This is a genomic window from Algibacter pacificus (assembly GCF_008033385.1).
GTDB lineage: Bacteria > Bacteroidota > Bacteroidia > Flavobacteriales > Flavobacteriaceae > Algibacter > Algibacter pacificus.
On sequence record NZ_VOGY01000007.1, the window covers coordinates 53,764 to 71,352 of the forward strand.

Genomic DNA, 17,589 nt, shown 5'->3' on the forward strand with positions numbered 1-17,589 from the left:
TTTCTATTTACTTAAGTTTGTTTCAATTCCTTCTAAAGCGCCTTCTAAAAGAACCACTTGATTTGCATTCAAAATCTTGTAAGTACTAATTTCTGAAGAAGTTATCACCTCAGAACTTTTTAAATTACGTGAAGACAAATAAATATTCTTATTCGTATCACCCATTACAAACAATGATTTTTTGTTCTCTAAATCTAAGGCTTTCAATACTGCAGTAAAGTTTTTTGTTTTTGGAGACTCAAAAGTAAAATCTTCTAAAACAACAATTGATTTCTCATTTGCTTTAATACTTAGTGCTGATTTACGAGCTAAACGCTTAAGGTTTTTATTAAGTTTAAAACTGTAGTTTCTAGGTCTTGGACCGAACATACGACCACCACCTTTAAATACACCAGACTTAATAGAACCTGCACGAGCTGTACCTGTACCTTTTTGTTTTTTAATCTTACGTGTAGATCCGGAAATCTCAGCTCTTTCTTTCGATTTGTGAGTTCCTTGACGTTGGTTTGCTAAATATTGTTTAACATCCAAATATACCGCGTGATCATTAGGCTTAATAGCAAACACATCTTTAGAAAGGTCTGCCTTTCTACCTGTGTCTTTTCCGTTTATATCTAAAACTGCTACTTTCATTATTTTCTAATAATTACATAAGCGTTTTTATGGCCAGGAACACATCCTTTTACCACAAGTAAGTTCTTTTCAGCAACTACTTTTAAAACTCTTAAATTTTGAACTTTAACTGTGTCTCCACCCATTCTACCTGCCATTTTCATGCCTTTAAAAACACGAGCAGGGTAAGATGCAGCTCCAATAGATCCTGGCGCACGTAAACGGTTATGTTGACCGTGAGTAGCTTGACCTACACCACCGAAACCATGACGTTTTACAACACCTTGAAATCCTTTACCTTTTGATGTTCCTGCAACATCCACAAATTCGCCTTCAGCGAAATGATCTACAGTAATGGCATCACCTAATTTGTACTCCTCATCAAAACCTTTGAATTCAACAACTTTGCGTTTTACAGAAGTACCCGCTTTTTTAGCATGACCTAAGTCTGCTTTGGTAGCGCTTTTTTCTGTCGCGTCATCGAAACCAAGTTGAATAGCTTTATAGCCGTCAACCTCTTCAGTTCTGACTTGGGTAACGATACATGGTCCAGCTTCGATTACTGTACAAGGAATATTTTTCCCGTTTTCATCGAAAATGCTGGTCATACCGATTTTCTTTCCAATTAACCCAGACATATTTAATTATTTATTAATGATTTACTATTTATTAAAAACATTTAAGGCTGAAAATACCTTTCAGCCTTGAAGTGTATTTTTACCGTTTTTCCCGCAACCGCATTGGTGGGACATGTAAATATGTAGTAATCTCTACATATTTTGGAGTGCAAATGTAGTTATTTATTTTGGTTTAAAAAAATGATTTTTAATTATTTCAGTATAAAATCTTTACAACCATATATTTAACACATCTTAACCTCACTTTTAACGTTACAAAAACCTTATACTCTCTAATAAACCAGCAAAAAACCTCGTTAATTTTTTGCTAACTATAAAAAAGATTTACACCATTTAAATGATTAGATTCAAAACCAAAACGTATAATAAAATGGACAATTAATCATGAAATCACTTTTTTACAGCCCTTTATTTTAGTTGAAACCCATTACTTAAGTCGAATTAAAAATAGAAACAACTTACTTTACCGAAAAAAAACTGAAATATCACGACACAACCTGAATCCCTATAAAACAAAAAAGCACCAAAATAATTTCTTATTTTGATGCTTAATTTATGATGTAATTACAAGCTAAAAACTTGCACTACACTTAAACTTTAATCTCTACTTCAACACCACTTGGCAACTCTAATTTCATTAAAGCGTCAATTGTTTTAGAAGATGAAGAGTAAATATCTAATAAGCGCTTGTAAGAGCTTAATTGAAATTGTTCTCTAGATTTCTTATTAACGTGCGGTGAACGTAATACAGTGAAAATTTTCTTGTGTGTTGGTAATGGAATTGGTCCAGTTACAACAGCTCCCGTACTTTTTACGGTTTTTACAATCTTATCAGCAGACTTGTCTACTAAGTTATGATCGTAAGACTTTAATTTTATTCTAATTTTTTGACTCATTTTCTTAACTTTTTAAGATTGTTCTCCTTTAGCTGCTTTAATCACTTCTTCAGATATATTAGAAGGCGTTTCAGCATAGTGTGAAAATTCCATTGTTGATGTTGCTCTACCTGAAGATAAAGTTCTTAAAGTAGTAACATATCCGAACATCTCTGATAATGGTACGGTAGCTTTTACAGTTTTTGCACCTGCTCTATCTCCCATATCACTAACTTGACCTCTTCTTCTATTTAAATCTCCAACAATGTCACCCATGTTTTCTTCAGGAGTAATAACCTCAAGTTTCATGATAGGCTCCATGATTACCGCTTTTGCTGCTTTAGCACAAGCTTTAAATCCTAATTTAGCCGCTAATTCGAAAGATAATTGATCCGAATCCACATCGTGATAAGAACCATCTTTCAATGTTACTTTCATAGCATCAATTTCGTAACCTGCTAAAGGTCCGTTAACCATTGCTAATTTAAATCCTTTTTCAATTGAAGGTATAAATTCTTTTGGAACGTTACCACCTTTAATAATAGATTCAAATTGAAGTCCAACAACACCTTCGTCAGCTGGTTCAACAGTAAATACAATATCTGCGAATTTACCACGACCACCAGATTGCTTTTTATAAACCTCTCTATGATCTGCAGCTTGTGTAATAGCTTCTTTGTACTCAACTTGTGGTTGCCCTTGATTTACTTCAACCTTAAACTCACGTTTAAGACGATCTACAATAATATCTAGGTGAAGCTCGCCCATTCCAGAAATAATTGTTTGACCAGAAGATTCATCTGTTCTTGCTGTAAATGTTGGATCTTCTTCAGCTAATTTAGCTAAAGCCATACCTAATTTATCAACATCTGCTTTAGTCTTAGGTTCCACTGCAATACCGATTACTGGATCAGGGAAGTCCATAGATTCTAAAACAATTGGATGTTTTTCATCAGACATGGTATCACCAGTCTTAATATCTTTAAACCCAACTGCTGCTCCAATATCTCCTGCTTCGATATAATCGATAGCATTTTGTTTATTAGAGTGCATTTGATAAATACGAGAAATACGCTCTTTTTTACCCGAACGGTTATTTAAAATATAAGAACCTGCATCTAAACGTCCTGAATAAGCACGGAAAAAAGCTAAACGTCCTACGAAAGGATCGGTAGCAATTTTAAACGCTAATGCAGCAAACGGTTCTTTAACAGAAGGCTTACGTCTTTCTTCTGCATCTGTATCAGGATTTGTTCCTATTACACTTTCTCTATCTAAAGGAGAAGGTAAATAACGACAAACAGCATCTAATAAAAACTGAACGCCTTTATTTTTAAATGAAGAACCACAGATCATTGGTATAATAGCCATATCCATTACAGCAGCACGAAGTGCAGCGTGCACTTCTTCTTCTGTGATAGAATCTTCATCTTCCATGAATTTTTCTAATAGATCCTCGTCATAACCTGCAACTTCTTCAATTAAAAGTGCACGATACTTACGAGCTTCTTCTTTCATATCGTCTGGAATTTCAATAACATCGAATGTAGATCCGTAATTATCTTCATGCCATACAATAGCTCTATTTTTAACTAAATCAACAATACCTTTAAAGTCACCCTCATCACCAATATTTAAAACAATTGGCACTGCGTTAGACTTCAACATATCTTTTACTTGTTGACAAACACCTAAAAAGTTAGATCCTTGACGGTCCATTTTATTAACGAAACCAATTCTAGGTACTTTATAGTTATCCGCTAGTCTCCAGTTAGTTTCAGATTGTGGTTCAACACCATCAACTGCACTAAATAAGAATACTAAACCATCAAGTACACGTAAAGATCTATTTACTTCAACAGTAAAATCTACGTGGCCCGGAGTATCAATAATATTAAAATGATAGCTTTGAGCTTCATCAGTTGGTTTTCCATTTTCTTGAGGAAATACCCAATCACAAGTTGTTGCAGCAGAAGTAATTGTAATACCTCTTTCAGCTTCTTGTTCCATCCAATCCATTGTAGAAGCACCATCGTGTACCTCACCAATTTTGTGTGAAACGCCTGTATAAAAAAGGATACGTTCGGTAGTTGTTGTTTTACCAGCATCAATATGAGCCGCAATCCCTATATTTCTAGTTAATTTTAAATCTCTTGCCATGTTTTATTAAAATCTAAAGTGAGAGAATGCTTTATTAGCCTCTGCCATTTTGTGAGTATCTACTCTTTTCTTAACTGCTGCACCTTCTTCTTTAGCTGCTGCTAAAATTTCAGAAGCTAAACGTAAGGCCATAGACTTTTCATTTCTTTTTCTTGAATAGCTAATTAGCCATTTCATTGCCGTAGATACTTTACGGTCTGGACGAATTTGCATTGGAATTTGGAATGTTGCTCCACCAACACGACGACTACGTACTTCTACGTGAGGCATAACGTTAGATAAGGCATCTTTCCATATTTCTAAAGCTGTTTTTTCTTCGTCTGTTTTCTTTTCTTCTACAATGGCAATCGCATCATAAAATACTTTGAAAGCTATCGACTTTTTTCCATCCCACATCATCATGTTAACGAAACGTGTTACTAACTGATCGTTAAACTTTGGATCTGGTAAAAGCGGTCTTTTTTTCGCTGCTCTTTTTCTCATGTCTTCTTTTTGAGTTTTTTGTTGTTTGTTTTTTGTGGGTTAGATTTCGTTTTATTTCACACCAAATACAAACCTACACGTTACTTACAACTTGTTTTTACTTCTTAGGGCGTTTTGCACCATACTTAGATCTACGTTGTGTTCTACCTGCAACACCTGCTGTGTCTAAGGCACCACGAACGATGTGATATCTAACTCCTGGTAAATCTTTTACCCTTCCACCTCTAACCAATACTATCGAGTGCTCTTGTAAATTGTGACCTTCACCACCGATGTATGCATTAACCTCGTTACCGTTTGTTAAACGAACCCTTGCTACCTTACGCATTGCTGAGTTAGGTTTTTTAGGTGTCGTTGTGTAAACACGAGTACACACACCACGTCTTTGCGGACACGAATTTAAAGCAGCCGATTTACTCTTCTTGGTTATTTTGGCTCTTCCTTTTCGTACTAATTGTGAAATTGTTGGCATATATTCCTATATAAATTTTATTAATCCTCTTCTTAGAGGGCTGCAAATGTAATGATTAAAATTAATTATTCAAATCGTAATTGGTTAATTTTTAAGAGTTTTAGAAAAAGATAACTTTTAAGATATTAAATCTGAGCTTTTTCCGTTAGATTTACACTAAGAAAAACTACTGAAAATCCATTTTGCAAAAAAAAATCACTTCCTTCCTTATTATATATGTATTCTTTTCTACGGAAGTATTTTGTCAAAACTTAACCTTAAATATCACGGGGAAAAACGAGACTGAAACTCAAGTTATAGACGCCTTAAATTATTTAAAAACGCACAAAGATGTTTTATCGATAACATCGGAAATTGCTTTTATTCAACAAATTATTTTCAAAAAAGGTTATATTGAGAATGAAGCCTCTGAATTGCTAAAAATTAACGACTCTCTTTTTTCGGTTAAAATGAGTTTAAATAAAAAATTTAACAGCATCCATATTTATTATGATAACGCGTTAATCCAAAAGCAAATTTTAAATAAAATTTCAGGACATGTTTTTAAGGATTATTTTGAATTATCTTTTTCTGAAATTGAAAACGCTCTAAATTTTATTAATTCTAAAATTTCTGAAGAAGGCCATCCGTTTTCAAAATTACAACTACAAAATATTAAAACTGAAAACGACACCATATTAAAAGCTAATTTAAGGATTGAATCTTCCGAAGAAAAAAGAAGGATAAACAACATCATCATTAAAGGGTATGAAAAATTCCCTCGTTCCTATTTAAAACATTATTTAAAAATTAAAAAAGGACAAATTTTCGATTTAGCCTCCATAAAAAATAAAACGGAACAACTGAAGGATTTACAATTTGCAAATCAAATAAAATCGCCCGAAGTTTTATTTTCTAAAGATTCCACGTCCTTATATATATACCTAAAAAAATCACAAAGCAATACATTCGATGGCTTTCTTGGTTTTGGAACCAACGAAAACACCAACAACATTGAATTTGATGGGTATTTAAACTTAAGCCTAACTAATAATTTGAATTTCGGAGAATCGTTTCGGTTATTATACAAAAGCGACGAAAACGATCAAAAAACATTCGATATCAATGCGACGCTCCCCTATTTATTTAAAACCCCCATTGGTGCCGATTTTCAATTACGTATTTTTAAACAAGATTCATCGTTTACAACGGTAAACCAATCGGTTAAACTTCATTATCAAATCAACTCAAAACACAAAGTTTACGCCGGCCTAACCAATTTAGAATCGAATAATTTACTATCCTTAAATAGCGTATCAAACATTAGCGATTACAAAACCGCCTTCTACACCTTAGCTTATCAATACATAAAACCACAAGCTTCCAATTTACTATTTCCAATTAACAGCCAATTCTATTTGGAAACTAATTTTGGGAACAGAAAACAAACCAATGCATCGCAAAAACAAACACAATTAACCATTAACGCTTTTAAAATATTCAATTTAAACCAGAGAAATAGTATTTATACGCGAATAAATGGCGCCGTATTATCATCGGACAACTATCTAGAAAACGAACTATATCGCTTTGGGGGTATAAACTCTATTCGAGGTTTTGAAGAAAATAGTCTTTATGCTTCTCTTTATGGATTAATAAATACGGAATACCGCTACCAAGTTAGTAATTCAATTTACATTCATTCTATTGCCGACGCTGCATACTATGAAAACCAACTAACAAAAACCAAAGAAAAACTATTTGGATACGGCTTTGGTTTTGGTTTAATAACAAAAGCGGGGCTATTTAAATTTAATTATGCCAATGGCAAATTGCAAAATCAAAAATTTAAATTATCAAATTCTAAGATTCATATTAGCATAACCACAACTTTATAGAATTTATTATCACAATTTAACAAAACACTAAATTTAAAACGCCTCCAAATTAATAGATTATATTACTCCATTCAACCGATAGTTATGCATGCATAATAAAATGTTATCAAATAAATAACTTTACAAGCAAAACTTTCACATAACTACAATTTTAAGCGCAAAAAGTGTTTTTTACATAAAAAAGGAAACAAAAAACAGGATTTTAACAATTATTTGTTGCTTATTTAACCTTTTATTAAGATTTTTGGCGTTGACTAATTCAAATAATTATAACATGAAAACAAAGTTTAGTGGAATACTAACGCTATTCCTAGCGTTTGTCGTGCAATTAACATTTGCACAAGAAAAGACAATTTCCGGTACAGTATCAGATAATTCTGGCTTACCTTTACCTGGAGCAACTGTCTTAGTTAAAGGAACCTCTTCTGGTACATCAACAGATTTCGATGGAAACTATGCTATTAAAGCTAGTCAAGGGGAAACCCTTGTATTTAGTTTTGTTGGATACGCAACAAAAGAAATTGTAGTTGGATCTTCAAGTACAATTAACCTAAAAATGGAAGAAGACGCTGAAGGTTTAGACGAGGTTGTAGTAACAGCTTTAGGTATTTCAAAAAAAGAAAGAAGCCTTGGGGTCTCTATTGGCGAAGTGGATAGCGAAAGTTTAACTAGAGCTAGAAGTGCCAGTCCAATAGATGCGCTATCAGGTAAAGTATCTGGTTTAAAAATCACGCAACAATCTGGAACACCAGGAGGTAGTTCTTCTATAATTATTAGAGGAGCAACATCATTATCAGGTAGCAATCAACCAATTTTCGTTATTGATGGTATGCCAATAAGTAACCAGTCCTTAAATCAAGATGGTATTACAGGTGGTGTAGATGGAGGAAATAGAGCTGGTGATTTAAATCCCGACGATATTGAATCTGTTTCTGTATTAAAAGGGGCTTCTGCTAGTGCTTTATATGGAGCTAGAGCCAAAAATGGAGCTATTGTTATTACCACTAAAAGAGGGAATAAAAATAGTGGGTTAAAAGTAGAAATAAACTCTTCGCTTCGCTTTGATTCAGCATTAAAACTTCCTGAATATCAAAATGAGTATGCCCAAGGGACTACAGGAACGTATGACAAAGATAGTTCTAACGGTTGGGGACCTAAAATTTCGGATGTTTCGGGTCAAACTTTTACAGATTTCAAAGGAGATGATGTTACGTTAACAGCTAAACCTAATAATGTAGAAGATTTTTTTGAAACAGGAATCACTAAGATAAACACCTTAGCACTTTCTGGTGGAGATGCAAAATCAGACTATAGACTTTCATACACTAATACAGATGTACAAGGAATTGTACCTAACAGTATTTACAAAAAGAACAATTTTGCGATAAATGCAGGAAGAAATTTTACAGATAAATTTTCTGTAAGAACAAACGTTAATTACATTAGTTCTTCATCTAATGGTAGAACTCAACAAGGATCTAATGATGGAAATGTAATTATTGATGATATTTTAGGTATGTCTAGAACCATTTCATTCGATGATTTGAAAAACAATTACATTAATGAAGCTGGAGATCAAATACCTCTAACAGAAAGAACAAACAACCCATATTGGGTTTTAAATCAAAACCCTTTCTCTATTGATGTAGAAAGATTTATTGGTAGTACTACATTTGATTATAAAATAACGGATAACCTGAAAATAGTAAATAGATTAGGTACAGATTTTTATAATGAATCTAGACAAAAAAAATATGCTGTTGGGAGTTTAGGAACCTTAGCTGGTAGTTTTACTAACTGGGATTACTATAACCAAATAATTAATAATGATTTATATTTAGCATATACAAAATCCAATACAGAAGGTGTTTCTGTAAACGCCATTCTTGGTCATAACGTGTATCAAACAAAATATGAACGTACAACATTAACTGGGGATAACTTAACAGTGCCAGGTCTTTATGTACTAGGTAATGCTGAGGCATTAACAGGAACAGACTATAGTTCTAAACAAGAATTATATGGTATTTATGCCGATATTAATTTAGATTATAAAAACACTTACTTTTTAAACATAACTGGTAGAAACGACTGGAGTTCTACTTTGCCAGCTGATAACAACTCTTACTTTTACCCATCGGTAAATGGAGCTGTTGTGTTTACTGAATTTATAGAAAATAAAGATATCTTTACATTTGGTAAAATTAGAGCTGGATATGCGGAAGTAGGATCAGACGCAAACCCTTACAGTCTTTTATTTGGTTTTATACCTTCTGACGACTACTACGTGCAATACAGTTTAAGTAACTCTTTACCACAAGGTGGGATTATCGGATTTGAAGCTCCAAGAGTACTTCCTAATGCCGATTTAAAACCACAAAGAAAAAAAGAGTATGAACTTGGTTTAGACCTTAAATTGTTTAGAAATATCGTTGGAATTGGATTTACATACTATAACTCTGATACATCAGACCAATTAATAAACATTGATGTCCCTGAAAGTACCGGATTTTTTAGCAAAACATTAAATGCAGGTAACGTTAATAATCAAGGTATAGAATTAGATGTTAACATATCACCATTCATCAACAGTTATGGTGACTTCCAATGGGACTTAGGAATTGTATTTAATAAGAATACACAAAAAATAACAAGTTTAACAGAAGGCTTAGAAGAATTTCAATTACAAAGTGGTTGGTCTGGCCTAACTATTAAAGCTGCTCCAGGTGAAGAATTTGGTTTATACGGTACAAAGTTTAAGAGAACTGATGATGGTGAATATATAATCAACGCAGGGACTGGCTTAAAGGAAATTGAAACCGGACAACGCTTAGGTGATACTGCTCCAGATTGGACAATGGGTATAAATAATACTTTCACTTATAAAAACTTCGGATTCGGATTTTTAATTGATATTAAACAAGGTGGGACTTTATATTCAGGAACTACAGCTGCTTTAAGATCTTCAGGTTTAGCTATAGAAACCTTAGCTAATAGAGGAGAAACATTCATAGATACAGGTGTTAATGAAGTAATTAATGCTGATGGAACTGTAACCTATACAGAAAACACAAAGTCTGTTGAATCTATGGAAGACTATTGGGCACATCAAAGTGCAACTTCAAATACAGAAGGTAATATTTTTGATGCCTCTTATGTTAAATTAAGAGAGGTTAGCTTTTCATATAGTGTACCAACTAAATTACTTGAAAATACAGGAATTTCAAAACTAAGATTTGGAGTAGAGGCACGTAATCTATGGATTATAGATGACCATGTACCACACATTGATCCTGAAGTAAACTTTTTTGGTACAGGGGGACCTGGTGCAACTGTAGAGTTTGCAAGTGTGCCTTCTGTAAAATCAATTGGTTTTAATGTAAACTTAACCTTTTAAAAAAAACACAGATGAAAATTAAAAATATAATTTTATGTATAAGCGGTATTTTACTCACACTAACATCTTGTGATAGTGAAGAACTGCTAAAGGTAAATGAAGATCCAAATGTTGCAACCTCAATCGACCCTGATTACCTTTTAGGTTTTGCAGCATATTCATGGACAGGAAACAGAACCGGAGGAGATTTATTTCTACCTGTAGGTTGGGCTAGTCAAGTCTTTTCAACAGGAGGAAACACAGGCTGGGGTTATGCCGAAGACAGATATGATATTAGCCCATACTCCACAGGAAACACATGGAAATCTTACTTTGTAAGTATTGGAAATAACTTAACCATTGCTATTGACCAAGCAGAATCTGCAGTCCCAGCAAATAACAATGGGGCAGCTCAATGTAAGCTCATGCTTGCTAATGCTATGTATGAAAACACAATGATCTTTGGAGATATTCCTTATAGAGAAGCTTGGAAAGCTAGTGAATTTACAAATCCTACTTTTGATTCTCAAGAACAAATATTGAATGATTTATTGCTACTGATTGATGAAGCAATAGCACAAATTGAACCAAATTCTTTAGTGAAAATTTCTAATAATGATCCTTTTTATAAAGGTGATATGGTGAAATGGCAAAAATACGGAACGTCATTAAAATTAAAAATTTTAATGACAATGGTGGACAAAGATCCGAGTAAAGCGAGTGATATAGGAACACTAGTTACCTCTTCAGATTTAATAACATCGTCTTCTGATAACTTCCAAATAGCTTATTATGATGAAACAAATTCTGAAAATCCAAAATTCAAAATATTCAAAAACTACTCAGGTGGTTTTAACGAATGGGTATTTGCTAACACTATAGGATTCACCTTTATGGATGATCGATCTGATCCAAGAATTCCAATATACTTTGACGCAAATGACAACGGTGACTACATCCCTGTTGATACTGCTACAGATGCACTGATTGATGCAGATGCAAACTTACTATCTTCGCCGATAAGTGTAGATAATTTATGGAAAGCAGACTCTCCTGACTTAATTTTAAGTGCTTCAGAAATACAATTATTAAGAGCAGAAGTATACGCAAGAGGACTTGGTGTTACTGCGGACTTAACTATGGCTAATACCATATACAAAGCAGGTGTAAAAGAATCTCTAATGTATTATGGTGTATCTGAATCTGATGCTACAACATATGTTAATACTGATTTACCAGACATTTCTACAATGGCTTCCAATGATGCTAAAAAAGAAATTCATGTACAACAATGGATCGATTTTCAAGATAGAACACTTGAAGCATGGGTAAACTGGCGTAGATCTGGATCTGAAGGTAATGAAGTACCGGATTTACAATTACCTGTAGGCGCACCTGCTGGAGGTTTATTTAGAAGATATCCTTATCCTCCAAATGAATTATCCGCTAATACAAGCGCTCCAACGGTAGAAGCTAAAATATACGATAATTTATGGTTTGACCTATAGTCACTCATAATTTGATATAATAAAAAAGCCTGGACAATTAACGTTGTTCAGGCTTTTTTCCTATATACTTTTAACTAAATTCTATTATTCTTACAACTACAAGCAGTTAGAAATTTCCACTACCCCAACCTTAAACTCATTATATTTCAAACTTATAGACGCACTTCTTATTTAGAACACCTCATATAACAAAGTCACAATCCTTCCTTTTCCATCTTTCAATACAAATTCCCCCAATACTATTTGCTCCTTAATTAATAAATTAAACGGTGCTTTCAACAAATCAACACCACTCCCCTGTTTCAGTCTAATACCTTGCCCAGAAATAATATCTTTATTCGGTATAAAGCCGCCTAAAGGCACATGTTCAGTTAAAATAATATATTTATAATGTGTAAGCTTTTTAACGACTGCTTGTATTTCTGCATTAGATAAATGCTGTAATACTTGCCTTAAAATAACACAGTCTGCCATTGGGAGATCATCTTTAGCAATATCCAAACATTGGAATTCTAAATTATCGGCTTGATACCATTTTTTATTTCTTTCAATAAGCTTTTCCACAATATCGATAGCCCAATATTTTTTAGTGTATTTGATAAGTTTACTGCCAACGTTAAAATCCCCACAACCCAAATCACAAACGGTCAAAGTACTATTATGTTTCTTCAAAAAAAACTGAATAACTTCTAAATACGGATTTACAATTTCGGCTTCGTGCGAGCCTGCTCCAGAATAAAAATCAAACGCCTTTCCTCCCCAAAGGTTTAGTTCATAAATCTGACTCATAGCATCTTTCGTTGGCCATGGTTTTTTATTTCTTTTAGTCACATTTTCAATTTTAAAAATCTATAAACACAAATTGCTAACTTAGTTTATGGGAACCAAAAGTTAGCAATTTATATTCTGTAATACAATTTTAAGATTATTCGTCGTTGGTATTATGAGTTTTCAACCATTCTTCCCCATCTTTATCAACAAAGAAATCCATCCAAACATAATACATTTCATTATTAGCATTTACACTCACAGAATGGCTAGATCCGCGTGGAATATGAAGTAGCGAATACTCGGGAAAATCAACCTGAGCCTCATCGGCATAAACAACACTATGGTTATCGGTAAGCCCTAAAAACAGTTGCTCTAGCATACCATGCACATGCGCACCAACTTTATCTGGCCCAATAGTTCTCACCGTTCCCATGGCAACTCTTGGAATATATTTATTAGGCAATATCGTTCTACTAGTAGTTTGCGGACTCTTTATTGGTTCCGTATACGATTCGCAATCTGCAAACTTCTTAAAGTAAATAGTATTTATGTTTTCTTTAGGAAATGTTTCAATATCCTCTAGATCTAATGCTGTTTGCAAGACCGTTATTTTAAGGTAATGTAATGTTTCATTGTTATTTGGTTTAAATTCAATATCATGAACATTGTTGGGCGACATAATAGTTTCCGGAACAATATCATAAGTTTTGCCGCCAGATGTTAGTGTGGCATTACCTGTAATAAATAAATAGATTGTTTTGTTCAACGTATCTACTTCTACTTTTTTAGTAATATCACTATTAATAGTAATGTGTTCGGTGGTTACCCCATCAATTTCATTATTTAAAATAGTTTTAGACTGCTCTTGCTGATTTGCTTTCAATTCCATATCGAGAATTTTGATTGGAATTTCTTGAGCATAAAGGGTTATAGCAGAAAAAAGAGTAACTGCTAAAATGGAAAAATTTAGTTTAGTTTTCATATTATTTAAATTGGTTAACCAATTTACTAAATAAATCCCAAACTACAACACCACAACTCACAGAAATATTTAAAGAATGCTTAGTCCCAAACTGAGGAATTTCAATAACTACATCACTAACACTTACAACATCTTGAGCTACTCCCTTAACTTCATTACCAAAAACCAGCGCATATTTAGTATCTGTTTCTGGTGTAAAATTGTTTAACATGGTTGCCTTTTCAGCCTGTTCTATTGCACAAATTCTAACATTTTCTGCTTTAAGATTCTCAACCAAGTCCATGGTATTTTCTACATATTCCCACGCCACTGTATCGGTACTTCCTAAGGCTGTTTTATGAATATCTTTATGCGGTGGCGTTGCTGTAATCCCGCAGAGATAAATTTTTTCAATTAAAAAAGCATCGCTCGTTCTAAATACAGAGCCTACATTATTTAAACTTCTAATATTATCAAGTACAATAATAATAGGTGTTTTTGCTGTTTTTTTAAAGTCCTCAACACTTAATCGGTCTAATTCGCTGTTTTTTAATTTTCTCATAACACAAATATTCAAAAAAAAAGCTTCCTTTTTAAGGAAGCTCTAAAATATTTTAAAACTGATAATTTAATAGTCTACTTTGCTACAGGTGGTTTTACTGTACCTTTAATTCTAACCACTTTCGTTGGAGCATTTACAGCATTAGAAGTTAAGGTTATAGATTTAGAAAAACTTCCTGTTCTGTTTGTTGCATAACGTACTTTAATAACCGAAGATTCTCCTGGTGCAATAGCTTCTTTAGGCCAAGTTGGCACGGTACACCCACAAGATCCTTTTGCGTTAGAAATTACTAAAGGCGTATTACCGGTATTAGTAAATTTAAATTCTCTATTGCCATCGGCATTATTTTCAATGGTTCCATAATCAATGATTTCCGTTTCAAACTCTATCTTTGCTCCATCCGCAGTAGTTTGAGTAGTTTCTACCTTTGCTGGTACTGAATTTTGAGCTATCCCTGTTGCTGTTATTGCAAATAAAGCAAAACTTAATAAAAATAATTTTCTCATTTTATATTATAATTTTTTTGAATAAATAAGATATCTCAAAATTACTAAAACAATACCCATTTAAACATCCATTTTTATTTTTAACATTATTTTATAACAACTTTTAATTTAGCTAAATTCGCATTCAAATATTTATACAAAAAAAACACTTTCCCTTGGCAAAAAAAGCAAAAAAAGTAACACCGTTAATGAAACAGTACAACGCCATCAAGGCTAAATACCCTGATGCTTTACTGCTCTTTAGAGTGGGCGATTTTTACGAAACCTTTGGGGCAGATGCCGTTAAAACCGCTGGTGTTTTAGGTATTATTTTAACCAAACGTGGTGCTGGAAGTGAAAGCGAAATTGAATTGGCAGGTTTTCCTCACCATTCACTTAACACGTATTTACCCAAATTGGTAAAGGCTGGCGAACGTGTTGCTATTTGCGACCAACTCGAAGACCCGAAACAAACCAAAAATATTGTAAAACGCGGGGTAACCGAATTGGTAACGCCAGGTGTTGCTTTAAACGACGAAGTTCTAATCTCTAAATCGAACAACTTTTTATGTTCGGTTTATTTCGATAAAAAGAATATTGGCATTTCCTTTTTAGATATTTCTACCGGTGAATTTTTAACCTCGCAAGGCAATGCGGAGTATATCGATAAGTTACTTCAAAATTTTTCTCCCAGTGAAGTTTTAGTTTCAAAACAGAAACGCGCGAAGTTCAACGAGACTTTTGGCGAAGATTTTCATACCTTTTATTTAGAAGATTGGGTCTATCAAACCGATTACGCCTACGAAACTTTAATAAAACATTTTAACACCAAAACACTAAAAGGTTTTGGGATTGAAGACTTAAGTGAAGGGATTATTGCTTCCGGCTCAATTCTTCATTATTTAGGTGAAACCCAACATCATAAATTACAACATATAACCTCCATTGCGCGAATAGCAGAAGATGATTATGTATGGATGGATCGTTTTACCATTAGAAATTTAGAACTCTATAATTCCACCAACAACAACGCGGTAACGCTTTTAAACGTTATCGATAAAACCACCTCACCCATGGGTGGTCGTTTGCTTAAACGTTGGTTAGCATTACCATTAAAAAGCGTTGATAAAATAAAACAGCGTCACGAGGTAGTGAAATTTTTAACTTCGGAAGATGTGACGCTTCAAACCATTCAAAACCATATAAAAAGCATTGGCGATTTAGAACGGTTAATATCGAAAGTAGCAACAACTAAGGTAAATCCGCGCGAAGTAATTCAGCTTAAAAACTCTTTAGAAGCTATTGTTCCTATAAAAACATTAGCGTCCGACTGTGATAACGAATCCTTAAAAATTATTGGAGACACATTGCAAAGTTGCGACGTACTTCGGGCGAAAATAAAAGAAACGTTAAATGAAGAAGCTCCGGTAAACGTATTAAAAGGTAACACGATTGCCTTAGGGTTTTCGAAGGAATTAGACGAATTACGCGCATTGTCAACCTCTGGAAAAGATTATTTAAATGATATGTTGGCCAGAGAAAGTGAACGTACTGGAATTACATCGCTAAAAATAGCATCCAACAATGTATTTGGTTATTATATTGAAGTTAGAAATACCCACAAAGACAAAGTACCAGAGGAGTGGATTAGAAAACAAACCTTAGTAAACGCCGAGCGTTATATTACTGAAGAATTAAAAGAATACGAAGCCAAAATTTTAGGTGCCGAAGATAAAATACAAGCCATAGAGCAAAAACTATTTGCCGAATTGGTAAGTTGGATGGCACAATATATAAAAGCGGTGCAGCAAAATGCCTATTTAATTGGACAAATAGATTGTTTGTGTGGTTTTGCTCAGTTGGCAAAAGACAATAATTACATCTATCCAATCATTGATAAATCGCACGATTTAGAAATTAAAGACGGGCGCCATCCGGTTATTGAAAAACAATTACCTATTGGTGATGCTTATATTGCTAACGATGTGTTTTTAGATAGAACCACCCAACAACTTATCATGATTACGGGACCTAACATGTCTGGTAAGTCGGCTATTTTACGCCAAACAGCCCTTATTGTACTTCTGGCACAAATGGGGAGTTTTGTACCTGCAAAAGAAGCCAGAATAGGTTTAGTGGATAAAATTTTTACACGTGTTGGTGCCAGTGATAATATTTCAATGGGCGAATCTACCTTTATGGTTGAAATGAATGAAACGGCTTCCATTCTAAATAACATCTCCGAACGCAGTTTAGTGCTTTTAGATGAAATTGGCCGTGGAACCAGTACTTACGATGGTATTTCGATTGCTTGGGCTATTAGTGAGTATTTGCACGAACATCCTGCAAAACCGAAAACACTGTTTGCAACCCATTACCATGAGCTGAATGAAATGACAGAAACTTTTGGGCGTATTAAAAACTTCAACGTTTCGGTAAAAGAATTAAAAGACAATGTTCTTTTCTTAAGAAAGCTAGTTGAAGGAGGTAGCGCACATAGTTTTGGTATCCATGTTGCAAAAATGGCGGGCATGCCACAGCAAGTTTTGCACCGAGCTAACAAAATTTTACAAAAATTAGAACAGTCGCATTCTAGTGAAGAACTCACAAATAAAGTAAAATCGTTGGAAGATGATATGCAACTCAGTTTTTTTAATTTAGACGATCCTTTATTAGAAAATATTAAAGAAGAAATTTTACACACTGATATTGACACACTTACACCAGTAGAAGCCCTCATGAAACTCAATGAAATTAAGCGTATGTTGGTTACTAAAAAACAGTCTTGAAAAAAAAATTAATATTTTTC

General features: G+C 33.7%; 14 protein-coding genes. 4 read left to right on the forward strand and 10 right to left on the reverse strand.

Annotated features, from left to right (window positions below):
• Positions 1-3: 3 nt before the first annotated feature.
• The 6 genes from rplD to rpsL all read right to left on the reverse strand — a co-directional run bounded on the left by rplD (position 4) and on the right by rpsL (position 5,240).
• Positions 4-633 carry a 50S ribosomal protein L4 gene (rplD, locus tag FQU21_RS11610; RefSeq protein ID WP_147678173.1) on the reverse strand — a complete coding sequence of 210 codons (630 nt, stop codon included), beginning with the start codon at positions 631-633 and terminating at the stop codon, positions 4-6.
• On the reverse strand, positions 633-1,250 hold the full coding sequence (rplC, locus tag FQU21_RS11615; RefSeq protein WP_147678174.1) for a 50S ribosomal protein L3: 618 nt from the start codon (positions 1,248-1,250) through the stop codon (positions 633-635). Before rplC ends, rplD begins: the two co-directional genes overlap by 1 nt.
• Before the next feature lie 590 nt (positions 1,251-1,840).
• Positions 1,841-2,146: a 30S ribosomal protein S10 gene (gene rpsJ / locus FQU21_RS11620; RefSeq protein WP_007650482.1), complete on the reverse strand. Its 306-nt coding sequence runs from the start codon at positions 2,144-2,146 to the stop codon at positions 1,841-1,843.
• A gap of 12 nt (positions 2,147-2,158) precedes the next feature.
• Positions 2,159-4,285 (reverse strand): elongation factor G, encoded by a 2,127-nt coding sequence (gene fusA / locus FQU21_RS11625; RefSeq protein WP_147678175.1) that lies wholly within the window; start codon positions 4,283-4,285, stop codon positions 2,159-2,161.
• A gap of 6 nt (positions 4,286-4,291) precedes the next feature.
• The gene (gene rpsG / locus FQU21_RS11630; RefSeq protein ID WP_147678176.1) at positions 4,292-4,768 is read right to left on the reverse strand and encodes a 30S ribosomal protein S7; all 477 of its coding nucleotides are present in this window, start codon (positions 4,766-4,768) and stop codon (positions 4,292-4,294) included.
• A gap of 97 nt (positions 4,769-4,865) precedes the next feature.
• Positions 4,866-5,240, reverse strand: a complete 375-nt coding sequence (gene rpsL, locus FQU21_RS11635; RefSeq protein ID WP_042499114.1) for a 30S ribosomal protein S12 — start codon at positions 5,238-5,240, stop codon at positions 4,866-4,868.
• Positions 5,241-5,422: 182 nt separating this feature from the next.
• Here rpsL and FQU21_RS11640 point away from each other — a divergent pair, with 182 nt between their 5' ends.
• The 3 genes from FQU21_RS11640 (at position 5,423) to FQU21_RS11650 (ending at position 12,001) form a co-directional block, all read left to right on the forward strand.
• The gene (locus FQU21_RS11640) at positions 5,423-7,117 is read left to right on the forward strand and encodes a POTRA domain-containing protein (RefSeq protein WP_147678177.1); all 1,695 of its coding nucleotides are present in this window, start codon (positions 5,423-5,425) and stop codon (positions 7,115-7,117) included.
• A 274-nt stretch (positions 7,118-7,391) separates the two neighbouring features.
• The gene (locus FQU21_RS11645) at positions 7,392-10,514 is read left to right on the forward strand and encodes a SusC/RagA family TonB-linked outer membrane protein (protein ID WP_147678178.1); all 3,123 of its coding nucleotides are present in this window, start codon (positions 7,392-7,394) and stop codon (positions 10,512-10,514) included.
• 11 nt (positions 10,515-10,525) lie between these two features.
• Positions 10,526-12,001 (forward strand): SusD/RagB family nutrient-binding outer membrane lipoprotein, encoded by a 1,476-nt coding sequence (locus tag FQU21_RS11650; RefSeq protein ID WP_147678179.1) that lies wholly within the window; start codon positions 10,526-10,528, stop codon positions 11,999-12,001.
• 171 nt (positions 12,002-12,172) lie between these two features.
• On the opposite strand, the gene FQU21_RS11655 is transcribed toward FQU21_RS11650, so the two are convergent.
• The 4 genes from FQU21_RS11655 to FQU21_RS11670 all read right to left on the reverse strand — a co-directional run bounded on the left by FQU21_RS11655 (position 12,173) and on the right by FQU21_RS11670 (position 14,801).
• Positions 12,173-12,832 carry a class I SAM-dependent methyltransferase gene (locus FQU21_RS11655; RefSeq protein ID WP_246124828.1) on the reverse strand — a complete coding sequence of 220 codons (660 nt, stop codon included), beginning with the start codon at positions 12,830-12,832 and terminating at the stop codon, positions 12,173-12,175.
• Between the two features lie 94 nt (positions 12,833-12,926).
• Positions 12,927-13,754 carry a hypothetical protein gene (locus FQU21_RS11660; protein ID WP_147678180.1) on the reverse strand — a complete coding sequence of 276 codons (828 nt, stop codon included), beginning with the start codon at positions 13,752-13,754 and terminating at the stop codon, positions 12,927-12,929.
• Between the two features lies 1 nt (position 13,755).
• Complete coding sequence (locus FQU21_RS11665) at positions 13,756-14,295, reverse strand: TrmH family RNA methyltransferase (protein ID WP_147678181.1); 540 nt, start codon at positions 14,293-14,295, stop codon at positions 13,756-13,758.
• 74 nt (positions 14,296-14,369) lie between these two features.
• Positions 14,370-14,801 (reverse strand): DUF1573 domain-containing protein, encoded by a 432-nt coding sequence (locus FQU21_RS11670; protein WP_147678182.1) that lies wholly within the window; start codon positions 14,799-14,801, stop codon positions 14,370-14,372.
• A gap of 155 nt (positions 14,802-14,956) precedes the next feature.
• On the opposite strand from FQU21_RS11670, the gene mutS reads away from it, so the two are divergent.
• Complete coding sequence (gene mutS, locus FQU21_RS11675; protein WP_147678183.1) at positions 14,957-17,569, forward strand: DNA mismatch repair protein MutS; 2,613 nt, start codon at positions 14,957-14,959, stop codon at positions 17,567-17,569.
• Positions 17,570-17,589 lie beyond the last annotated feature (20 nt).

Excerpts from the sequence above, each read along its gene's own strand:
- FQU21_RS11670 (WP_147678182.1), bottom strand. The coding sequence starts at position 14,801 with ATGAGAAAATTATTTTTATTAAGTTTTGCTTTATTTGCAATAACAGCA.
- rpsJ (WP_007650482.1), bottom strand. The coding sequence starts at position 2,146 with ATGAGTCAAAAAATTAGAATAAAATTAAAGTCTTACGATCATAACTTA.
- rpsL (WP_042499114.1), bottom strand. The coding sequence starts at position 5,240 with ATGCCAACAATTTCACAATTAGTACGAAAAGGAAGAGCCAAAATAACC.
- FQU21_RS11665 (WP_147678181.1), bottom strand. The coding sequence starts at position 14,295 with ATGAGAAAATTAAAAAACAGCGAATTAGACCGATTAAGTGTTGAGGAC.
- rpsG (WP_147678176.1), bottom strand. The coding sequence starts at position 4,768 with ATGAGAAAAAGAGCAGCGAAAAAAAGACCGCTTTTACCAGATCCAAAG.
- rplC (WP_147678174.1), bottom strand. The coding sequence starts at position 1,250 with ATGTCTGGGTTAATTGGAAAGAAAATCGGTATGACCAGCATTTTCGAT.
- fusA (WP_147678175.1), bottom strand. The coding sequence starts at position 4,285 with ATGGCAAGAGATTTAAAATTAACTAGAAATATAGGGATTGCGGCTCAT.
- FQU21_RS11660 (WP_147678180.1), bottom strand. The coding sequence starts at position 13,754 with ATGAAAACTAAACTAAATTTTTCCATTTTAGCAGTTACTCTTTTTTCT.
- rplD (WP_147678173.1), bottom strand. The coding sequence starts at position 633 with ATGAAAGTAGCAGTTTTAGATATAAACGGAAAAGACACAGGTAGAAAG.
- FQU21_RS11650 (WP_147678179.1), top strand. The coding sequence starts at position 10,526 with ATGAAAATTAAAAATATAATTTTATGTATAAGCGGTATTTTACTCACA.
- FQU21_RS11645 (WP_147678178.1), top strand. The coding sequence starts at position 7,392 with ATGAAAACAAAGTTTAGTGGAATACTAACGCTATTCCTAGCGTTTGTC.